Source organism: Streptomyces sp. NPDC053665, from assembly GCF_055585285.1.
In genome coordinates, this window is the sequence record NZ_JBVJKK010000003.1 from 611,836 (window position 1) to 631,031 (window position 19,196).

Consider the following 19,196-nt stretch of genomic DNA (forward strand, 5'->3'; position numbering starts at 1 on the left):
CCCCGGAGGTAGCACAGATGTCCCAGCACGGCGTCGGCCCACGCGCCCTCGCGCGCTCGGCCGCCTTCCTGACCGCGGGCGTCCTCGCCGTGCCCGCGCTCGCCGGATGCGGTTCCGACGACCCCTCCGGCAAGCCGCTCGCGGGCCAGGACGTCCGGCCCGCCGCCCGCGACCGGATCGCCGACGGCGGCACCCTGCGCTGGGCCGTGGACTCGGTGCCCGACACCCTGAACACCTTCCAGTCCGACGCCGACGCCACCACCGGCCGGGTCGCCCAGGCCGTCCTGCCGTCGATGTTCCGCATGAACGCCTCCGGCCGCCCCGAGCGCAACGCGGACTACCTGGAGTCCGCCGAGGTCGTCGACACCGAGCCCAAGCAGGTGGTGCTGTACAAGCTCAACCAGCAGGCCGTCTGGAGCGACGGCCGGGAGATCGGCGCCGCCGACTTCGCCGCCCAGTGGCGCGCCCTGTCCGGCAAGGACACGGCGTACTGGACCGCCCGCAACGCCGGGTACGACCGCATCCAGAAGGTCGAGCGCGGCGACAGCGCCCTGGAGGTCCGGGTCACCTTCAGCCGCCCCTACGCCGACTGGCGCTCGCTGTTCTCCCCGCTGTACCCGAAGGACGTCATGGGCACCCCCGACTCCTTCAACGACGGCGCCCGCAAGAAACTCGAGGTCAGCGCGGGCCCCTTCACCGTGAAGAAGGTCGACCGCGAGGACGACGAGATCACCCTCGCCCGCAACCCGCGCTGGTGGGGCGAGCCCGCCAAGCTGTCCGGGATCGTGCTGCGCTCCGTCCCGCGCGACAAGCGGGCCGCCGAGCTGGCCGCCGGAGACCTCGACCTGGCCGAGATCGACCCCACCGCGGCCCGCCGCATCACCGTCGCCGCCCGCCCGCACAGCTCCAGCAGCCCGATGATGGGCCCGGGCGCCGACCGCTCCGCCGCGGACTCCCTGAAGTCCTGGGCCGTCGCCAACGGCTCCGACGAGGACGCCGCCGACGAGGAGACCGTCGCCCGCAGGAAGCTGCGCAAGGCCGCCGCCAAGTACGCCCGGCAGCAGCAGGCCCTGAGCGGCTTCGAGGTGCGCAAGTCCCTGGAACCGGCCTTCACCCAGCTCGCCCTCAACGGCGCCGAGGGACCGCTCGCCGACGAGCGCGTCCGCCGGGCCGTCGCCCGCGCGCTGGACCGCAAGGAACTCGCCGAGGCCGTCCTCAAGCCGCTCGGCCTGCCCGCCGTCCCGGTCGGCAGCCACCTGGCCCTGTCCGGGCAGGCCGCCTACGCGGACGGCAGCGGCGCCCTCGGCGGCCAGGACACCAAGGAGGCCCAGGCCCTGCTCGCCGACGCCGGATGGGTGCGCGGCGGCCCGGTCGAGCAGGAGAAGAAGAAGGACAAGGAGAAGGAGAAGGCGGCAGGCGCCGAGGGCGAGAAGTCCGACTCCAAGGACACGTCCGACGACGGCACCTACATCGTCGGGCAGGACGACAAGGCCCCGCGCGGGCTCGACCCCGCCGGCCACCAGCAGGCCCACCAGGGCGGCGCGCCCGGCGCGTACGCCCCCAAGGGCAGTGCCGCTCCGGCCAACCAGGAGGCCGCCCGGCTCGCCAAGAACGGCAAGGCGCTCACCCTGCGCTTCGTGCTCCCCTCCGGGCCCGGCTCCCAGACACTGCGCACGGTCGCCGAGCGCATCTCCGCCATGCTGGAGCGCGTCGGCATCGGCACGGAGATCTCCAAGGTGTCCGACGAGTCCTACTTCAAGGACCACATCGCCTCCGGTCAGTACGACCTCGCGCTGTGGTCCTGGCCCGCCAGCGCCTACCCGGCCACCGACGCCCGCCCCGTCTACGCCAAGCCCGTGCCGGCCGCCGACGGCTCGCTGAACGTCGAGCAGAACTACACCCGGGTCGGCACCGACCAGGTCGACCAGCTCTTCGACCAGGCCGCCGCCACCCTGGACGAGGGCGAGTCCCGCTCCCTGATCCGCAAGGCCGACTCCCGCATCTGGGCGGCGGCCGGCTCCCTCCCCCTCTTCCAGCGCCCGCAGCTCGTCGCGGCCCGCAAGAACCTGGTCAACACGGGCGCCTTCGGCCTCGGCACACCGGTGTACGAGGACATGGGCTTCCTGAAGAAGGGCGCGAAGCCGGCCTCGGGCGCCTCGGCGAAGGGCTCGACGGCGCCGTAGCTCCGAGAACGCTCAAATAGCTTGCCGCCGCCCGCCCGGCGTCCCCACCATGAGTCCGTACGTGATCATGGTGCGGACGCCGGGCGGGTCCGCGTACGGGGGACGGAGCCGGCGCATGCGCGGAACGGCACGACACACCTGCCTGGCGGCCCTGGTCGCCGGGCTGCTGGCGACGGGGACCGCGGGATGCGCGCCCGGCGGGGGCAGCGGCCGTGCGGACAGGGCGGGGACCTGCGACGAGGGCACCTACACCTGGTCGGGTGTCCGCAGGGAGCAGCGGCTGACCGCGCTGTCCGACCCGATCAGGTTCACGGAGGAACCCGACACCTACTCCCTCCGTCTGGAAGCCGTGGGAGACACGGTGTACCGGCCGTCGGTGACCGGTACGCCCCGGGGCACGGACGCGGCCGGGGTGATCAAGGAGCTCGCCAGGCACCTGAAGACCGAGGGGCCCCTGGCCGGGCCGTCGCGGACCGAGCGGCCGGCGGAGGACCACTTCGTCGAATACCGGAACGGCCTCGGCCGGGGCGCGTACTACGCCTGGGCGCAGCTCGACCTGGTCGACGCCGACTTCACCCGCACCTGCGGGGACGGCGAGCCGGCGCGGGGACACGTGCGCACCTGGGAGGGATCCGGATCGGCCCTGCTGCCCTGCTCCGCGGAGCCCCCGGACGAAGCGGCGGGCCGGATCGCCGCCCAGCGCCGGTGCCCCGCCGGATCCGAGGCCGCCGAGGGTGCCTGACCTGCGTCGACACGGCCCGGGTCACCTCCGGGGGCGCGGACCCGTACCATGGGGTGAGGCCGTGGCATGTTGAGCCCGGCAGGGTCCGCGTAACACAGACGTACGCGACGGCCCCTTCCTCACACTCCGGGAGATCGCCGCTTTATGGCCACGCGCCACGACATCCGCAACGTCGCCATCGTCGCCCACGTCGACCACGGCAAGACCACCATCGTCGACGGCATGCTGAAGCAGGCCGGTGCCTTCGCCGCCCACCAGCTCGACTCGGTCGACGACCGCATGATGGACTCGAACGACCTGGAGCGTGAGAAGGGCATCACGATCCTCGCCAAGAACACGGCGGTGAAGTATCACCCCAAGGACGGCGGGGAGCCCATCACCATCAACATCATCGACACCCCCGGCCACGCCGACTTCGGTGGCGAGGTCGAGCGCGGTCTGTCGATGGTCGACGGCGTCGTCCTGCTCGTGGACGCCTCCGAGGGGCCGCTCCCGCAGACCCGCTTCGTGCTGCGCAAGGCGCTCCAGCAGCGCCTGCCCGTCATCCTGTGCATCAACAAGACGGACCGCCCGGACTCCCGGATCGACGAGGTCGTCAACGAGACCTACGACCTCTTCCTCGACCTGGACGCCGACGAGGAGCAGATCGAGTTCCCGATCGTCTACGCCTGCGGCCGCGACGGCATCGCCTCGCTGACCAAGCCGGACAACGGCACGGTCCCGTCCGACTCCACCAGCCTGGAGCCGTTCTTCTCCACGATCCTGGAGCACATCCCGGCCCCGACCTACGACGAGGACGCCCCGCTCCAGGCCCACGTCACCAACCTGGACGCCGACAACTTCCTCGGCCGTATCGCGCTGCTCCGCGTCGAGCAGGGCGAGCTGCGCAAGGGCCAGACGGTCGCGTGGATGAAGCGCGACGGGTCCGTCAGCAACGTGCGCATCTCCGAGCTGATGATGACCGAGGCGCTCACCCGCAAGCCCGCCGAGAAGGCCGGCCCCGGTGACATCTGCGCCGTCGCCGGTATCCCGGACATCATGATCGGCGAGACCCTGGCCGACCCGGAGAACCCGGTCGCGCTGCCGCTGATCACGGTCGACGAGCCCGCGATCTCCATGGTCATCGGCACCAACACCTCCCCGCTGGTCGGCCGCGGCGCCACCGGCAAGGGCGCCGACAACAAGGCGGCCGTCAAGGACCGCAAGGTCACCGCCCGCCAGGTCAAGGACCGCCTCGACCGCGAGCTGATCGGTAACGTCAGCCTCCGGGTGCTGGACACCGAGCGGCCGGACGCCTGGGAGGTGCAGGGCCGCGGTGAGCTGGCGCTGGCCATCCTGGTCGAGACGATGCGCCGGGAAGGCTTCGAGCTGACCATCGGCAAGCCGCAGGTCGTCACCAAGGAGGTCGACGGCAAGACGTACGAGCCGGTCGAGCGCATGACGATCGACGTGCCCGAGGAGCACATGGGCGCGGTCACGCAGCTCATGGGCGTCCGCAAGGGCCGCATGGACAACATGTCCAACCACGGCTCCGGCTGGGTCCGCATGGAGTTCGTGGTGCCCTCCCGCGGTCTCATCGGCTTCCGTACCGAGTTCCTGACCCAGACCCGCGGCACGGGCATCGGGCACTCCATCCACGAGGGCTTCGAGCCCTGGTTCGGCACGCTCCAGACCCGCAACAACGGCTCCCTGGTCGCCGACCGCTCCGGCGCCGTCACCGCGTTCGCGATGACCAACCTCCAGGAGCGCGGCGTGCTGTTCGTCGAGCCCGGCACCGAGGTGTACGAGGGCATGATCGTCGGCGAGAACTCGCGCGCCGACGACATGGACGTCAACATCACCAAGGAGAAGAAGCTCACGAACATGCGGTCCTCGACCGCCGACGTGACCGAGTCGATCGTCCCGCCCCGCAAGCTGTCGCTGGAGCAGTCCCTGGAGTTCTGCCGGGACGACGAGTGCGTCGAGGTCACCCCGGAGGCCGTGCGCATCCGCAAGGTGAACCTGGACGCCCGTGAGCGCGCCCGCGCCGCGAGCCGCGCCAAGCACGGCTGACACCCTCTCCACGGCGCACAGCACCGGGCACCCCGCACCCCGCGGGGCACCCGGTGCTGTGCTGTTGAAGGGGGAGCGACGTGGAGGAGAAGGGTAGGGAAAACCCTTGACCTGGCCGCCGCGCCCGCCGCGGGCGGCCCGCCGCCACTACCCTGCTGCGGAAGTGGCGCGCCTGACGATTCCGGCGTCGTGCAACCTCCGTGCCGCACACGCTCGTTGAGCGTGAGGCCGGCTCCGCTGGAACCCTGCACGGGGTCCGCGACGACCGCAAGCGGTTTTTCTCCCTCTCGCGTCCGGAATGCGGACGGTCGCCACCGATAGATGTGTAACAAGTCCGTTTCGCAGGGATCTTTCACCAAACCCTTTGTCCGGATTTTGGAAGATGTAGGTGTGAGCTGTGATCGAACCGAGACCTCGAGAGTGTGGTTCGGTCCAGGCGTTTGGCAGATAGTTAGGCGCGTAGAGCTCGGATGAACGGGTCAGTAGCCGGCAGCGGCGCGACTCACGAGCGCGGGGGCACTCGACGAATTCCGGCACCGGCGACGGGCGGGGGCCGTGATGTGTCGTGTGCTCCCTTCGCGGTGAACCAATGACTTCTTAGGAGGAACCCATGCGCGGTGCCAGGAGCGCCAAGTGGGTCGCGGGGGCGATAGTCGTCGCCCTGGCCGCCACCGCCTGCGGCGGCGACGGTGATGGTGAGAGCAAGAGCAAGGGTTCCGGACCTGCCGGTTATGTCTCGGTCGACGTCGGCGAGCCGCAGAAGCCGCTGATCCCGGCCGACACGAACGAGAGCAACGGCTCGTACGTCATCCAGGCCCTCTTCACCCAGCTGCTGGACTTCGACGCCAAGGGCGACATCGTCTACACGAACGCCGAGTCGGTCACCACCGACGACTCGAAGACGTGGACGGTCAAGCTCAAGAAGGGCTGGAAGTTCCACAACGGCGAAGAAGTCACCTCCAAGTCGTACATCGACGCTTGGAACTGGTACGCCAACATCAAGAACAACCAGCAGAACTCCTTCTGGTTCCAGGACATCAAGGGCTACGACGATGTCCACCCGGAGAAGGGTGACCCGAAGGCCGAGACCATGTCCGGTCTGAAGGCCGTGGACGACCACACCTTCACCATCGAGCTGAAGTACACGATGCCGTACTTCAACTACAAGCTCGGCTACACCACCTGGGCCCCGCTGCCCAAGGTCTTCTACGACGACCCGAAGGCCTTCGGCCAGAAGCCGGTCGGCAACGGTCCCTACACGTTCGAGAAGTGGGACCACAAGAAGCTCATCCAGGTCAAGGCCTGGGACGACTACCAGGGCCCGAACAAGGCCAAGAACAAGGGCGTCCAGTTCAAGGCGTACACGACCCTCGAGGCCGCGTACAAGGACGTCGTCTCCGGCAACCTGGACATGATCCGCCAGGTCGGCCCGACGGACCTGCCGAAGTACAAGCAGGACCTGGGCGACGGCGCCATCGAGCAGCCGTACGCGGCCATCCAGACGCTGACCCCGGCGTTCTACTCCAAGACCTTCAAGGACATCGACCCGAAGGTCCTGCAGGGTCTGTCGATGGCGATCGACCGCGACACGATCACCAAGACGGTTCTGAACAACACCCGCACGCCGGCCAAGGGCTTCACCCCGCCCGGCGTCAAGGGCAACCAGAACCTGGACACGGACGTGTTCACGTACAACCCGGCGAAGGCCAAGCAGCTCATCAAGGAGGGTGGCGGCGTCCCGGGCAACAAGTTCACCATCCAGTACAACACCGACGGTGGGCACAAGGAGTGGGTGACCGCGGTCTGCGAGTCCATCCGCAAGGCCACCGGTGTCGACTGCACGGGTGACCCGAAGCCCGACTTCGCCACGGACCTCGAGGCCCGTGACAACGACCAGGTGAAGGGCATGTACCGCGGTGGCTGGGTCGCCGACTACCCGGTCAACGCCAACTTCATGAAGGAGCTGTACCACACCACCGCCGAGGCCAACAACGGTCGCTTCTCCAACAAGGAGATCGACTCGCTGATGAACAAGGCGGACAACGCCAAGTCCCTCGAGGCGTCGGTGAAGGCCTTCCAGGAGGTCGAGAAGAAGCTGGTCGAGCACATGCCGGCCATCCCGCTCTGGTACTACCGCATCAACGGCGGCCACGGTAAGAACGTCGACAACGTCAACGTCGACTTCCACGGTGACCTCGAAGTGTGGGCCGTCACCACCAAGTAAGAGGAGTCCTGCGGGCTCTTCCCACTCGGCCGTAAGCCCGCCGCCACCCCGGTGGCGGCGGGAGGTGCGGGGGGCCGTCTCGTCACCAGGAGACGGCCCCCGCACCTGCGTTAACCCCTCACGGAGGCACCTATGGGGCGCTATGTCGCACGACGACTGCTCCAGATGATCCCGGTCTTCATCGGGTCAACCCTGCTCATCTTCTGCATGATGTACGCCCTGCCCGGCGACCCCGTCCGGGCCATGATGGGCGACCAGGCGTACGACCCGACGGTGGTCGCGAGCATCAAGAAGGAGCTGGGCCTCGACCAGCCGCTCCTTCAGCAGTACGTCAACTACATGACCGGCCTGTTCCAGGGCGACTTCGGTACGCAGATCGCCAGTCAGCGGCCCATCGCCGACATCATCGCCGACGCGTTCCCGGTGACGATCCGACTCACGATCTTCGCGTTCACCTTCGTCACGCTCGTGGGCATCGGCCTGGGTGTGGTCGCCGGTCTGCGCCCCGACACGCTGCGCGACCGCGGTCTGCTGACGCTGACGCTGGTCCTCGTGTCGATGCCGTCCTTCGTGCTGGGCTTCCTGCTGCAGTACCTGTTCGCGTTCAAGTGGTCGATCACCACCCCCACGGTGACCGACTCGACGGACTGGGCGCAGCTCGCGCTCCCGGCCACCGTGCTGGCATCGCTCTCCCTCGCCTACGTGGCCCGGTTGACCCGTACGTCGATCGCGGAGAACCTGCGCTCGGACTACATGCGCACCGCCGTGGCCAAGGGCCTGCCGCGCCGCCGCATCATCGGCGTCCACCTGATGCGCAATTCGCTGATCCCCGTGGTCACCTTCCTCGGTATCGAGGTCGGAAACCTGATGACCGGTGCCATCGTGACCGAGGGCATCTTCAACGTGCGGGGCATCGGCCTCGAAATCTACGATGCGCTCACCCGGCGTGAAGGCGCCACGGTCGTGGGCATCGCCTCGCTGATGGTGCTCATCTACCTCGCCGCCAGCTTGATCGTCGACCTGCTGTACGCGGTCCTGGACCCGAGGATCCGGTATGCCTGACAAGACCGTAGAAAAGAAGGTCGACGCCCTCCCCGGCGACACCGTGAGCACCGCGGGCGTCGTGGTGGCGGAGGCCGGCCCGGCCCCCGACAAGCCGCGCAGCCTGTGGTCCGACGCCTGGCACGACCTGCGGCGCAACCCGCTGTTCCTGGTCTCCGCCGCGCTCATCGTCTTCCTGCTGGTCATGTCGCTGTGGCCGGGGCTGTTCACCAGCGCCTCCCCGCGCGACGCCGACCTGGCCAAGCACTACCTCGGCAAGCCGAACTGGGGCCACTTCTTCGCCCCGGACTGGCTGGGCTACGACGTCCAGGGCCGGTCGATCTACGCGCGCGTCGTCTACGGCGCCCGCGCCTCGATCACCGTGGGTGTGGGCGTCACCGTCGCCGTGACCATCCTCGGCACGATCATCGGCATGATCGCCGGCTACTTCGGCGGCTGGACCGACACGCTGCTGTCGCGGGTGACCGACATCTTCCTCGGCATCCCGTTCCTGCTCGGCGCGCTCGTGGTGCTCAACTCCTTCGACGACCGCACCGTCTGGGTCGTCATCATGGCGCTGGCCTTCCTCGGCTGGACCCAGATCGCCCGAGTCGCCCGCGGTGCCGTGATCACCATCAAGCAGGCCGACTACGTCGTGGCCGCCAAGGCACTCGGCGCCTCGACCTCGCGGATCCTGTTCCGGCACATCCTGCCCAACGCGCTCGCGCCCATCATCGTCGTCGCGACCATCGCGCTCGGCGGTTACATCGCGGCCGAGGCCACCCTGTCCTTCCTGGGCGTGGGTCTCGGAGACACGGCCGTATCCTGGGGCGGCGACGTGGCGCGAGGACGTGAACAGCTCCGTATCGCCCCGCACACCCTGATCATCCCGTCAGTGATGGTGTCGATCACGGTGCTGTCGTTCCTGATGTTCGGCGATGCGGTACGCAACGCCCTCGACCCCAAGCTGCGCTGAGGGAGGCGTACGTGACCATCATCGATGAAGTGGCCGAGAACCCGGCACCGGACGGTGCGGAGGGCACGGGCCGCCCGCTGCTCGAAGTGCGCGACCTGCACGTGGAGTTCCACACCCGCGACGGTGTCGCCAAGGCCGTCAACGGCGTCAACTACTCGGTGTCCGCGGGCGAGACGCTCGCCGTGCTCGGCGAGTCCGGCTCCGGCAAGTCCGTCACCGCCCAGGCCATCATGGGCATCCTCGACATGCCGCCCGGCCGCATCCCCAAGGGCGAGATCCTCTTCCGCGGCCAGGACATGCTGAAGATGTCCGCCGAGGAGCGCCGCAAGATCCGCGGCCAGCGCATCGCCATGATCTTCCAGGACGCGCTGTCCTCGCTGAACCCGGTGCTGAGCGTCGGCTACCAGCTCGCGGAGATGTTCCGCGTCCACCAGGGCATGTCCAAGAAGGACGCCAAGGCCAAGGCCATCGAGCTGATGGACCGGGTGAAGATCCCGGCCGCCGCGGCCCGGGTGAACGACTACCCGCACCAGTTCTCGGGCGGTATGCGCCAGCGCATCATGATCGCGATGGCGCTCGCCCTGGAGCCGGACCTGATCATCGCCGACGAGCCCACCACGGCCCTCGACGTGACGGTCCAGGCCCAGGTCATGGACCTGCTCGCGGACCTTCAGCGCGAGTACAACATGGGTCTGATCCTGATCACCCACGACCTCGGCGTGGTCGCCGACGTCGCCGACAAGATCGCCGTGATGTACGCGGGCCGCATCGTCGAGCGCGCCCCGGTCCACGAGCTGTACAAGCGGCCGGCGCACCCGTACACCAAGGGTCTGCTGGACTCGATCCCGCGCCTGGACCAGAAGGGCCAGGACCTGTACGCGATCAAGGGCCTGCCGCCCAACCTGACGCGTATCCCGTCCGGTTGCGCCTTCAACCCGCGCTGCCCCAAGGCGCAGGACATCTGCCGCACGGACGTCCCGCCGCTGTACCCCGTCACCGAGCGGGACGGTGGCGAGCTGGTCGGCCGCGGCAGCGCGTGCCACTTCTGGAAGGAGACGATCCATGGCTGAGCTCGGCAAGACCGACGGGCCGCAGGACGCCACGCCGAACGTCTCCGAGGTCGAGGTCGTCGACGCCTCCTCCGAGACGGAGGCGGTCGCCGCGATCGAGGCGCCGGTGGACCGCGGCGAGCCGATCCTGCAGGTGCGCAACCTGGTGAAGCACTTCCCGCTCACCCAGGGCATCCTGTTCAAGAAGCAGGTCGGCGCGGTGAAGGCGGTCGACGGCATCTCCTTCGACCTGTACCAGGGCGAGACGCTCGGCATCGTGGGCGAGTCCGGCTGTGGCAAGTCCACGGTCGCCAAGCTGCTGATGATGCTGGAGAAGGCCACCGCGGGTGAGATCTTCTACAAGGGCCAGGACATCACCAAGCTGTCCGGGCGTGCGCTGAAGGCGGTCCGCCGGAACATCCAGATGGTGTTCCAGGACCCCTACACCTCGCTCAACCCCCGTATGACGGTGGGCGACATCATCGGCGAGACCTTCGAGATCCACCCCGAGGTGGCGCCGAAGGGCGACCGCCGGCGCCGGGTCCAGGAACTCCTGGACGTGGTCGGCCTCAACCCCGAGTACATCAACCGCTACCCGCACCAGTTCTCGGGCGGTCAGCGCCAGCGCATCGGCATCGCCCGCGGCCTCGCGCTCAACCCCGAGATCATCATCTGCGACGAGCCGGTCTCCGCGCTGGACGTGTCCGTCCAGGCGCAGGTCGTCAACCTGATGGAGAAGCTGCAGGACGAGTTCAACCTCTCCTACCTCTTCATCGCGCACGACCTGTCGATCGTCCGGCACATCTCGGACCGGGTCGGGGTCATGTACCTCGGCAAGATGGCCGAGATCGGCACCGACGAGCAGATCTACGACCATCCGACGCACCCCTACACCCAGGCGCTGCTGTCGGCGGTCCCGGTGCCCGACCCGGACGCCCGCGAGGGCCGCGAGCGGATCATCCTGACCGGTGACGTGCCGTCCCCGGCCAACCCGCCCTCCGGCTGCCGCTTCCGCACCCGGTGCTGGAAGGCGCAGGACAAGTGCGCCGAGGAGGTGCCCCTGCTGGCGATCCCCGCGCGCTTCGAGGACGCGGACACCCCGGCGGCGCACGAGTCGGCCTGCCACTTCGCCGAGGAGAAGGACGTCGTCCACGCGGCCTGACACCCCTTCCCTCCCGGTTCCCGGCCCCCTGAACGGGGTGCCGGGAACCGGCGTTCCGGGTGACGCCGACGTGCTGCATCGCAAGGCGTTCCGGGCGACCCTGGACATCGTTAACACACAGGCAACCCGGTTGACCCGGGGTCGATATGACCGCGCGTCAGGGTGGGTGGTGTACGGCCGTGCGGGTGCCGTGTCACGGGCCGGGGCGCGCCATGTCGCCCCGGCCCGTCGTCCCGCGGTCGGGGGTCAGCCGGCGGTGATGCCCAGGGCGCGCTTGAGGAAGTCGACCTGGAGGAGCAGCAGGTTCTCGGCGACCTGCTCCTGCGGGGTCATGTGCGTGACGCCCGACAGCGGCAGGACCTCGTGCGGGCGGCCGGCCGACAGCAGGGCCGAGGACAGCCGCAGCGCGTGGGCGACCACGACGTTGTCGTCCGCCAGACCGTGGACGATCATCAGCGGCCGGTGCGGCTCGGCCGGCGCGGACAGACCCCCGGCGGTGACCAGGGAGCTGCGCGCGTACGACTCCGGCTGATCCGCCGGAGTGCCCAGGTAGCGCTCCGTGTAGTGGGTGTCGTACAGGGACCAGTCCGTCACCGGCGCGCCCGCGATGCCCGCGTGGAAGACGTCCGGGCGGCGCAGGACCGCCAGGCCCGCCAGCCAGCCGCCGTAGGACCAGCCGCGGATCGCGACCCGGGACAGGTCCAGCGGGAAGAGCCCGGCGAGGTCGTGCAGCGCCTCCACCTGGTCCTCCAGCGACAGCGTGAAGTCGTGGTGGACGGCCTTCTCCCAGGCGGGGGAGCGGCCCGGGGTACCCCGGCCGTCCGCGACCACGACCGCGAAGCCCTGGTCCGCGAACCACTGTGAGGTGAGGTGCGCGTTGTGCGCGGCGACCACCCGCTGGCCGTGCGGACCGCCGTACGGATCCATGAGCACCGGCAGCGGGGTGTCACCGTCGTAGTCCCGAGGCATAAGCACGGCGCACGGGACACGGCGTGCGCCCCCCTCGGTGAGCGTCACGCGGGGGGACAAACCAGGGTCTTCTGCGTACGAGCGGACAGTCGTGGTCGCTTTTCCGTCGCGCAGGATCTGCACCCGGGAACCTGGCCGATCCAGCACCGCCGAGACCAGCACGGTCACGTCCCCGGCCCGCACCGCCGCGTGCACACCCGGCTCCCGGGACACCCGCTCCACGCCCAGTTCGTTCACCCGGTACACGTGCACCTGGCCCGTCTCCGGGTCGGCGGCGTCCTCCCCGGCCGACGCCGAGACCAGCACGTCCGCGTCGGACACGTCCAGCACCGCACGGACGTGCAACTGCGCCCCGGTGAGCGGCCGTTCACCGACCGCCAGCACCCGTGCGCCGCCCTCGTCCGCGATCCGGACCAGCTGCCCGGAGGGGCTCCAGCACGGCACACCGGGGAAAAGTTCCAGCCATGTTGGATCTTCGTCGGCGTGCACCATCCGGGTCGCGCCCGTGTCCGGGTCCACCGCGAGGTACACCTGGCCGCGCTGATCGCGCGACTGCACGAGCAGCAGCGGCGCACCCGCCGCCGACCAGTGGACACGCGTCAGATACGGATGGCGCGCCCGGTCCCACACCACCTCCGTGCGCGTCCCGTCGAGACCGACCACGAACAGCCGCACCTGCGCGTTCGCGGTCCCGGCCGCCGGGTACGCCACCCGCTGCGGCTCCCGCTCCGGATGCGCCGGGTCGGAGATCCACCACCGCTGCACCGGCGTGTCGTCCACCCGCGCCACCAGCAGCCGGTCCGACTCCGGGGCCCACCAGAAGCCCCGCGAACGCCCCATCTCCTCGGCCGCGACGAACTCGGCCAGCCCGTAGGAGACGTTCTCCGCCTCCGGCTCGGCGAGCACCCGGTCGCCCGTCCCGTCCGCCTCCACCACCCGCAGGGCGCCCCGCGCGGTGTACGCGACGAACCGCCCGTCGGGCGACGGACGCGGGTCGATCACCGGTCCCGCGACGGGCAGTTCACGGGCCGTCCCGGCGCGCAGCCCGGCCGTGAAGAGCCGCCCCGACAAGGCGAAGGAGGCCAGCTCCACGGCCGTGTCGGTGGCGTAGGCGACGATGCCGGCACCGCCCTCCCGGCTGCGCTCGCGCCGGGCCCGCTCCTCGGGCGAGAGGTCCTCCGCGCCGCTGCCCAGCAGGGCGCGCGGGTCGGCGGCGACGCGCTCCCCGCCCGTCTGCGGGTCGAGGACCCACAGCGCGCCGGCCCGGTCCGTGCCGGAACCGGAGCGCAGGAACACGACACGCGAACCGTCGGGCGCCACGGTGAACGAACGCGGCGCGCCGAGCGTGAAGCGCTGGGTACGGGCGTGCCGTCGGGGAAAGGAGTCAGGCTCGGTCGTCATGCCCTGACCATATTGGCCATGCGCCCCCTTGTGCGGCCGTGCGCCGAGCGATGCGCACGCCGGGATAGTTATGATCAATGTCGCATAGTGGGTATCAACCTGCTTGCTGCTGTACGGATTTACTGCCCCCACAGTCCGACCCCCCGCGCCCTCGTGGATCTTTGGAGGTGAGCCGCCGTGGCACTCTCGATTTCGGCGGTGGTGCTGCTGGCGATCATCGTCTTCCTGCTCGTCAAGAAGTCGGGACTGAAGGCGGGGCATGCGATCGTCTGCATGCTGCTCGGCTTCTACCTCGCCTCCTCGACCGTCGCTCCCACGATCAGCGAGCTGACGAACAACATCGCGGGGATGATCGGCAGCATCAAGTTCTGAGCCCCGCGCGACCTCGTAGGCTGGGCCCATGAAGGATCTGCCCGGCCGTCGTCTGCTGCTGGTGCACGCGCACCCGGACGACGAGTCGATCAACAACGGCGCGACCATGGCCCGCTACGCGGCCGAGGGTGCCCAGGTCACCCTGGTGACCTGCACCCTCGGCGAACGCGGCGAGGTCATCCCGCCCGGGCTCGCGCACCTGAGCGGCGCCGCCCTCGGCCGGCACCGGCGCCGCGAACTCGCCGAGGCCATGCAGGCGCTCGGCGTCCGGGACGTCCGCCTCCTCGGCGGCGCCGGCCGCTACAGCGACTCCGGGATGATGGGCCTGCCCGACAACGACGACCCCGCCTGCTTCTGGCGGGCCGACGTCGACGAGGCCGCCGCCCAGCTGGCCGAGATCATCCACGAGGTGCGGCCCCAGGTCCTGGTCACCTACGACGACGACGGCGGCTACGGCCACCCCGACCACATCCAGGCCCACCGCGTCGCCATGCGGGCGGCCGGGCTGGCCGCCGAGTCGGGCTGGACGATCCCCAAGATCTACTGGAACCGGGCGCCCCGGTCGGTCGTGGAGGACGCCTTCGCCCGGCTCCGCCAGGACCTGCCGCGCACCCCCTTCACCAAGACCGCCGAGGTCGGCGACGTACCGGGCGTGGTGCCCGACGAGCGCGTCACCACCGAGATCGACGGCACCGCGTACGCCGCCGCCAAGGCCGCCGCGATGCGCGCCCACGCCACCCAGATCACCGTCGACGGTGAGTACTTCGTGCTGTCCAACGACCTCGCCCAGCCGATCCTCACCACCGAGTACTACGAGCTGGTGCGCGGCGAGCGGGGCCCCGGCGCGCGGGAGACCGACCTGTTCGCCGGTGTCGAGGGGGTCTCGTGAACGACCGGACGACCTCCCTGCTCGCCCAGCCGATGCGGCCGCCGTCCGCCGGACGCCTCGGCGCCTACGCGGGGCTCTTCGTGCTCGGGGCCCTGGTCGGCGCGGCCGGGGCGCTGGTGCAGCCCGGCTGGTTCCCGGGCGGGCTGCTGCTCGCCCTGGCCGGCGAGGCCGGGGCCGTGCTCGGTGCCGCGCGCCTCATGCGGGCCCGGGCGGGGGGTGTGGCGACCGCCGCGGGCTGGATGCTCGCCGTCGTCCTGCTCACCGCCAGCCGCCCCGAGGGCGACTTCCTCTTCGCCGCGGGAAGCGGCTCCTACCTCTTCCTGCTCGGGGGCATCCTGGTGGCTGTGATCTGCGCCACCCTCACCCCCGGACGGCAACCGGACGGCGGCCCAGCCCGACTTGCCAAGTGACGTACCACTTCGCCTGAACATGCCCGTGGGGGTCCGGTGTGAGTTTCCCCGGCGGTCCCGGGATACGGGCGAGAAGTGGCCAGTATGGTGGTGCGCGTCGCCGAGCTGCCCGCGTGAGGTCGTGTCGGGCGGCGGAGCCAACCGGGAGAACCTGCCTTGAGTCGTGAAACTGACACCTCGTCCTCCGGGCCCAACGGGCGCGGCGGAGCCGCCTACCCGTCGGGTACGCCGCCGTACGGGACCCCGGTGGTCTCCGACGACGGTACGGACGCGGGCCGTTCGGCCACGCGGCCGGAGGAACGCAAGACCGAGACCACGCTGACGACCCGGATCCGGATCAACATCCCCGGGTCGCGGCCGATCCCGCCCGTGGTGATGCGCAAGCCCGTCACCGACACGGACGCCTCCGGCGACACCGACGCGGGCGCCGCGACGCCCACGCCGGCCGGCCCCGCCGCCCCGCAGGGCGCGGGCCCGGCCGAGCCGCCGGCCGCCGAACCCGCCCCGCCGGCCGACGACAAGCCGACCAGCGACTGGTTCGCGCCACGCAAGTCCGCCCCGGCCAAGGGCGGTCCGGGCGGCGGCGCGCCGAACGGGGCGGGTGCTCCGGGAGGTTCGGGGCCCGCGGCGGGCGGTTCCGCCCCGGGTGCCCCGACTTCGGGCGCACCCGGCGCCGGGGCGCAGGGCAGCGGTGCCGGTACGCCGGGCGGGGCCCGGCCGGGTGCCGGTCGGCCCGGCGGCGTGGTCGGCTCGATGAGCGTGCCGGGCGGCTCCCGGTCCGGCGGCACGAACGGCTCCGGCCTCCCCGGAGGGGCGACCGGCGGTCCGGTCGCCCCGGGGCACGGCGGCGGCACGGGCTCCTTCGACGTCACCGAGGCGCTGACGGCGGGCGGTTCGCGTCCCGCCCCGGGCAACGGCGACGCCCGCCGCGACGAGTTGCCGTACTTCTCGGAGAACGGCAGCGGGCCGGCCGGGCCCACCGGCGGCCCCGTCACCGGGGACTTCGCGGGGCAGGGCGCTCCCGGAGGACTCGAGGACACGGGCTCTTACAGCCTCCCCGACGGTCCCGACGCCTACGGCGCGCACGGCGGCTTCGACGGACCCGGCGGTCCCCTCGGCCCCGAGGACACGGGTGCGTTCAGCCGGCCCGACGCCCTCGGCGGCGCGGACGCCTTCGACCCGCAGGGCGGCCCCGGCCGTTCCGGCGGCTCCGGCGTGCCGGGCGGGTTCAGCGACGCCCCGAACGGCACGGGCGGCTTCGACGCGCCCCGGGTCCCGGGTGGCTTCGGCGAGCCGCACAGGCCCGGTGGGCCCGAGAACTTCAGCGATCCCGGCCGTCCCGGTGCTCCCGGCGGTCCCGGCACCTTCCGCGACCCGGGCGGTCCGGGCGCTCCCACGGGCCCGCGGGCCATAGGCGGCGGCCCCGGCGCACCCACCGGCTCCGGCGGCCCCACCGGCCCCGCACCCGCCGGCGGTCCCACCGCCCCGGGCACCGCAGGCCCCGGCGGCGGGCTGAGCGACGACACCGCCGTCCTCACCCCGCAGAAGCAGGCCCCCGAGCCGCTGGACGGCCAGGGCTACCCGCCCCGGCACGACAACGTCTCCGGGCACACCGTCACCAGCGGCATGCCCGTCGTGACGCCCGGCACCGGCTCGCCGTTCGGCCCGGGCACGCCCGGCGACGGCCCGGCACCGCGCACGGCCCCCAAGCCGGCGCCGGTCCCGCCGTCCCCGGCGACCTCCGCGAAGGCGCCGAAGAAGAAGGGCCGCAACAAGCTCGTCCTGCTCGTGGCCGGCCTGGTCGTGGCCGCCGGCGGTCTCTACGGCGCCGGCCTGCTGATGAACCGCACCGACGTGCCCAAGGGCACCACCGTGCTCGGCGTCGACATCGGCGGCACCACACGCGACGGCGCCGTGAAGAAGCTCGACGCGGCCTTCGAGGAGCAGGCGGGCAAGCCGCTGAAGCTGTCGGTGGCCGGCAGGACCGTCTCCCTCGACCCGGACAACGCGGGCCTCCAGTTCGACATGGACGCGACGGCCGACACGGCGGCGAAGAGCGACTACAACCCGGTCTCCGTGATCGGCTCCCTCTTCGGCCGGCACCGCGTCGTCACCCCGGTCATGCCGGTCGACGAGGAGAAGCTGCACGCCTCCCTGCAGAACGCGGCGGGCGGCTCGGGCGCCTCGACCGACGGCACGATCACGTTCAAGGGCGGCAAGGCCGTCCCCGTCTACGGCAAGCCCGGCAAGGGCGTCGACCTCGCCAAGTCGACGACGGCCGTGGAGCAGGCGTACCGCGCCCAGGTGGAGACGGGAGCGGCGGGCACCGTCGCCCTGCCGACCACCACCCGGCAGCCGACCGTCTCCGATGCCGAGGTCGACCGCGTGCTGAAGGAGATCGCGCAGCCCGCGATGTCCGACCTGGTCACCGTGCGCACCGACGCGGCCCACAGCATCGACTTCGGCCCGGTCTCCCTGCCGAAGATCCTCAGCTTCAAGGCCGTCGACGGCAAGCTGCAGGACACCTACGACCTCAAGGCGCTCCGAGCCGCCTACGGCCAGACCTTCGAGGGCGTGCAGATCGAGGGCGCGAGCGGCAAGCGGGACGTCACCCCGCAGGACGTCGTCTCGGCCCTGCGCGAGGCCCTGCGCGGCAAGACACCCGCCGAGCGCGTCGGAGTCATCGACACCAAGCCGAACTGACCCGGCCGCCCGCGGCACGCGAGCCCCCGCCCCTCCGAGGGCGGGGGCTCGCGTCGTTCGTCCGCAACCGCGGAGCGCCCCTTAAGGGGCGCGGGGAACTGCGCGACGAGCCACGACGTACCCGCACCCGCGATCCCACACCTGCCGCTACGGCGAGAAGGCGTCAGTTCAACATCGCCCTGGCCGCGAAGGCCTCCCCCCGCACCCGCTCGGCAGCCGCCTCGTCCACCGCCGAGACGACCTCCGCGTAGGCCTCCAACTCCGTGGCCCCGGCCACGAACTCACCCCGCCGCACCAGCAACTGCGCCCGCTCGTAGCGCAACCGCGCCGGATGCGAGGGCAGCAGCAGCGACAACTCCACCGCCCACAACGCCACGTCCGACCGCTCGGGCCGGGCCGCCGCCCACGCCCGCACGTTGTTCAGGATCCGCACCACCACCTCCAGCGGGTCCGCCGGCCGCAGCATCGACGGATCGATCCCCGCCCCCGTCGCCCCGGCCACCAGCAGCTCCGCGTCCCCGCCGCTCAGCACGCGCCCGCCGTCGAAGGGGTCGGCGAGCACCTGCCCCTCGTCGGGCCCGAAACCGACCACGAAGTGCCCCGGCAGGGCGACCCCGTACACGGGCGCCCCGGCCCGGCGGGCCACCTCGATCCACACCACCGACAGCAGGATCGGCAGCCCCCGGCGCCGGGTGAGCACCGCGTGCAGCAGGGAGGACTCCAGCCGCCGGTAGTCGGCCGGCGTGCCGTGGAAGCCGAGCCGCTCACCGAGCAGGTCGCGCAGCGCGAGCGCCCAGGCACGCGGCCCGCCGGGCCGGTAGGGCAGCAGCCCCGCCAGCCGGTCCAGTTCGACCTGTGCGGCGTCCAGACCCGCCTCGTCGAGTCCGCCGTCGGCCTGGGCGCCCACCAGCAGGCACAGCGTCGCCAGGTCGGGCCGTTCGGAGCGGGCCTCCTCGGCGAAGCGCCGACGCAGCTCGGCGGAACGCTCCGGGGACGGGGGGAAGGGGTCGGGCATGGTCGGCC

At 71.2% G+C, this 19,196-nt stretch carries 14 protein-coding genes; 12 read left to right on the plus strand and 2 right to left on the minus strand.

Going from position 1 to position 19,196, the window contains the following annotated elements:
- Positions 1-17: 17 nt before the first annotated feature.
- The 8 genes from ACZ6ZN_RS15765 to ACZ6ZN_RS15800 all read left to right on the plus strand — a co-directional run bounded on the left by ACZ6ZN_RS15765 (position 18) and on the right by ACZ6ZN_RS15800 (position 11,429).
- Entirely contained in the window at positions 18-2,183 is a 2,166-nt protein-coding gene (locus ACZ6ZN_RS15765) for an ABC transporter family substrate-binding protein (RefSeq protein WP_469646549.1), read from the plus strand.
- Between the two features lie 115 nt (positions 2,184-2,298).
- Positions 2,299-2,925, plus strand: a complete 627-nt coding sequence (locus ACZ6ZN_RS15770; RefSeq protein WP_469646551.1) for a hypothetical protein — start codon at positions 2,299-2,301, stop codon at positions 2,923-2,925.
- Between the two features lie 144 nt (positions 2,926-3,069).
- Complete coding sequence (gene typA / locus ACZ6ZN_RS15775; protein WP_376334675.1) at positions 3,070-4,977, plus strand: translational GTPase TypA; 1,908 nt, start codon at positions 3,070-3,072, stop codon at positions 4,975-4,977.
- A 610-nt stretch (positions 4,978-5,587) separates the two neighbouring features.
- A complete protein-coding gene (locus tag ACZ6ZN_RS15780) occupies positions 5,588-7,201 on the plus strand; it encodes a peptide ABC transporter substrate-binding protein (protein ID WP_398106714.1) in 1,614 nt (537 codons plus the stop codon).
- A 132-nt stretch (positions 7,202-7,333) separates the two neighbouring features.
- Complete coding sequence (locus tag ACZ6ZN_RS15785) at positions 7,334-8,263, plus strand: ABC transporter permease (RefSeq protein ID WP_398106713.1); 930 nt, start codon at positions 7,334-7,336, stop codon at positions 8,261-8,263.
- Entirely contained in the window at positions 8,256-9,218 is a 963-nt protein-coding gene (locus ACZ6ZN_RS15790) for an ABC transporter permease (RefSeq protein ID WP_398106712.1), read from the plus strand. Before ACZ6ZN_RS15785 ends, ACZ6ZN_RS15790 begins: the two co-directional genes overlap by 8 nt.
- Positions 9,219-9,229: 11 nt before the next feature.
- A complete protein-coding gene (locus ACZ6ZN_RS15795) occupies positions 9,230-10,288 on the plus strand; it encodes an ABC transporter ATP-binding protein (RefSeq protein ID WP_398106711.1) in 1,059 nt (352 codons plus the stop codon).
- Complete coding sequence (locus ACZ6ZN_RS15800) at positions 10,281-11,429, plus strand: ABC transporter ATP-binding protein (protein WP_451880126.1); 1,149 nt, start codon at positions 10,281-10,283, stop codon at positions 11,427-11,429. Before ACZ6ZN_RS15795 ends, ACZ6ZN_RS15800 begins: the two co-directional genes overlap by 8 nt.
- Before the next feature lie 246 nt (positions 11,430-11,675).
- On the opposite strand, the gene ACZ6ZN_RS15805 is transcribed toward ACZ6ZN_RS15800, so the two are convergent.
- Positions 11,676-13,799, minus strand: coding sequence for a prolyl oligopeptidase family serine peptidase (locus tag ACZ6ZN_RS15805; RefSeq protein ID WP_469646555.1), 2,124 nt, complete (start codon positions 13,797-13,799; stop codon positions 11,676-11,678).
- Between the two features lie 177 nt (positions 13,800-13,976).
- Here ACZ6ZN_RS15805 and ACZ6ZN_RS15810 point away from each other — a divergent pair, with 177 nt between their 5' ends.
- The 4 genes from ACZ6ZN_RS15810 to ACZ6ZN_RS15825 all read left to right on the plus strand — a co-directional run bounded on the left by ACZ6ZN_RS15810 (position 13,977) and on the right by ACZ6ZN_RS15825 (position 18,173).
- A complete protein-coding gene (locus ACZ6ZN_RS15810) occupies positions 13,977-14,171 on the plus strand; it encodes a hypothetical protein (RefSeq protein WP_398106708.1) in 195 nt (64 codons plus the stop codon).
- A 28-nt stretch (positions 14,172-14,199) separates the two neighbouring features.
- Positions 14,200-15,060 carry an N-acetyl-1-D-myo-inositol-2-amino-2-deoxy-alpha-D-glucopyranoside deacetylase gene (mshB, locus tag ACZ6ZN_RS15815; protein WP_469646559.1) on the plus strand — a complete coding sequence of 287 codons (861 nt, stop codon included), beginning with the start codon at positions 14,200-14,202 and terminating at the stop codon, positions 15,058-15,060.
- Complete coding sequence (locus tag ACZ6ZN_RS15820) at positions 15,057-15,470, plus strand: DUF6113 family protein (protein ID WP_398106706.1); 414 nt, start codon at positions 15,057-15,059, stop codon at positions 15,468-15,470. The genes mshB and ACZ6ZN_RS15820 overlap by 4 nt, the downstream gene beginning before the upstream one ends.
- A gap of 156 nt (positions 15,471-15,626) precedes the next feature.
- Complete coding sequence (locus ACZ6ZN_RS15825) at positions 15,627-18,173, plus strand: hypothetical protein (protein ID WP_469646562.1); 2,547 nt, start codon at positions 15,627-15,629, stop codon at positions 18,171-18,173.
- A gap of 163 nt (positions 18,174-18,336) precedes the next feature.
- Here the strand turns inward: ACZ6ZN_RS15825 and ACZ6ZN_RS15830 are convergent, their stop codons facing one another.
- Positions 18,337-19,188: a transglutaminase family protein gene (locus tag ACZ6ZN_RS15830; RefSeq protein ID WP_469646564.1), complete on the minus strand. Its 852-nt coding sequence runs from the start codon at positions 19,186-19,188 to the stop codon at positions 18,337-18,339.
- Positions 19,189-19,196 lie beyond the last annotated feature (8 nt).

Excerpts from the sequence above, each read along its gene's own strand:
- ACZ6ZN_RS15765 (WP_469646549.1), top strand. The coding sequence starts at position 18 with ATGTCCCAGCACGGCGTCGGCCCACGCGCCCTCGCGCGCTCGGCCGCC.
- ACZ6ZN_RS15770 (WP_469646551.1), top strand. The coding sequence starts at position 2,299 with ATGCGCGGAACGGCACGACACACCTGCCTGGCGGCCCTGGTCGCCGGG.
- typA (WP_376334675.1), top strand. The coding sequence starts at position 3,070 with ATGGCCACGCGCCACGACATCCGCAACGTCGCCATCGTCGCCCACGTC.
- ACZ6ZN_RS15780 (WP_398106714.1), top strand. The coding sequence starts at position 5,588 with ATGCGCGGTGCCAGGAGCGCCAAGTGGGTCGCGGGGGCGATAGTCGTC.
- ACZ6ZN_RS15785 (WP_398106713.1), top strand. The coding sequence starts at position 7,334 with ATGGGGCGCTATGTCGCACGACGACTGCTCCAGATGATCCCGGTCTTC.
- ACZ6ZN_RS15790 (WP_398106712.1), top strand. The coding sequence starts at position 8,256 with ATGCCTGACAAGACCGTAGAAAAGAAGGTCGACGCCCTCCCCGGCGAC.
- ACZ6ZN_RS15800 (WP_451880126.1), top strand. The coding sequence starts at position 10,281 with ATGGCTGAGCTCGGCAAGACCGACGGGCCGCAGGACGCCACGCCGAAC.
- ACZ6ZN_RS15805 (WP_469646555.1), bottom strand. The coding sequence starts at position 13,799 with ATGACGACCGAGCCTGACTCCTTTCCCCGACGGCACGCCCGTACCCAG.
- mshB (WP_469646559.1), top strand. The coding sequence starts at position 14,200 with ATGAAGGATCTGCCCGGCCGTCGTCTGCTGCTGGTGCACGCGCACCCG.
- ACZ6ZN_RS15830 (WP_469646564.1), bottom strand. The coding sequence starts at position 19,188 with ATGCCCGACCCCTTCCCCCCGTCCCCGGAGCGTTCCGCCGAGCTGCGT.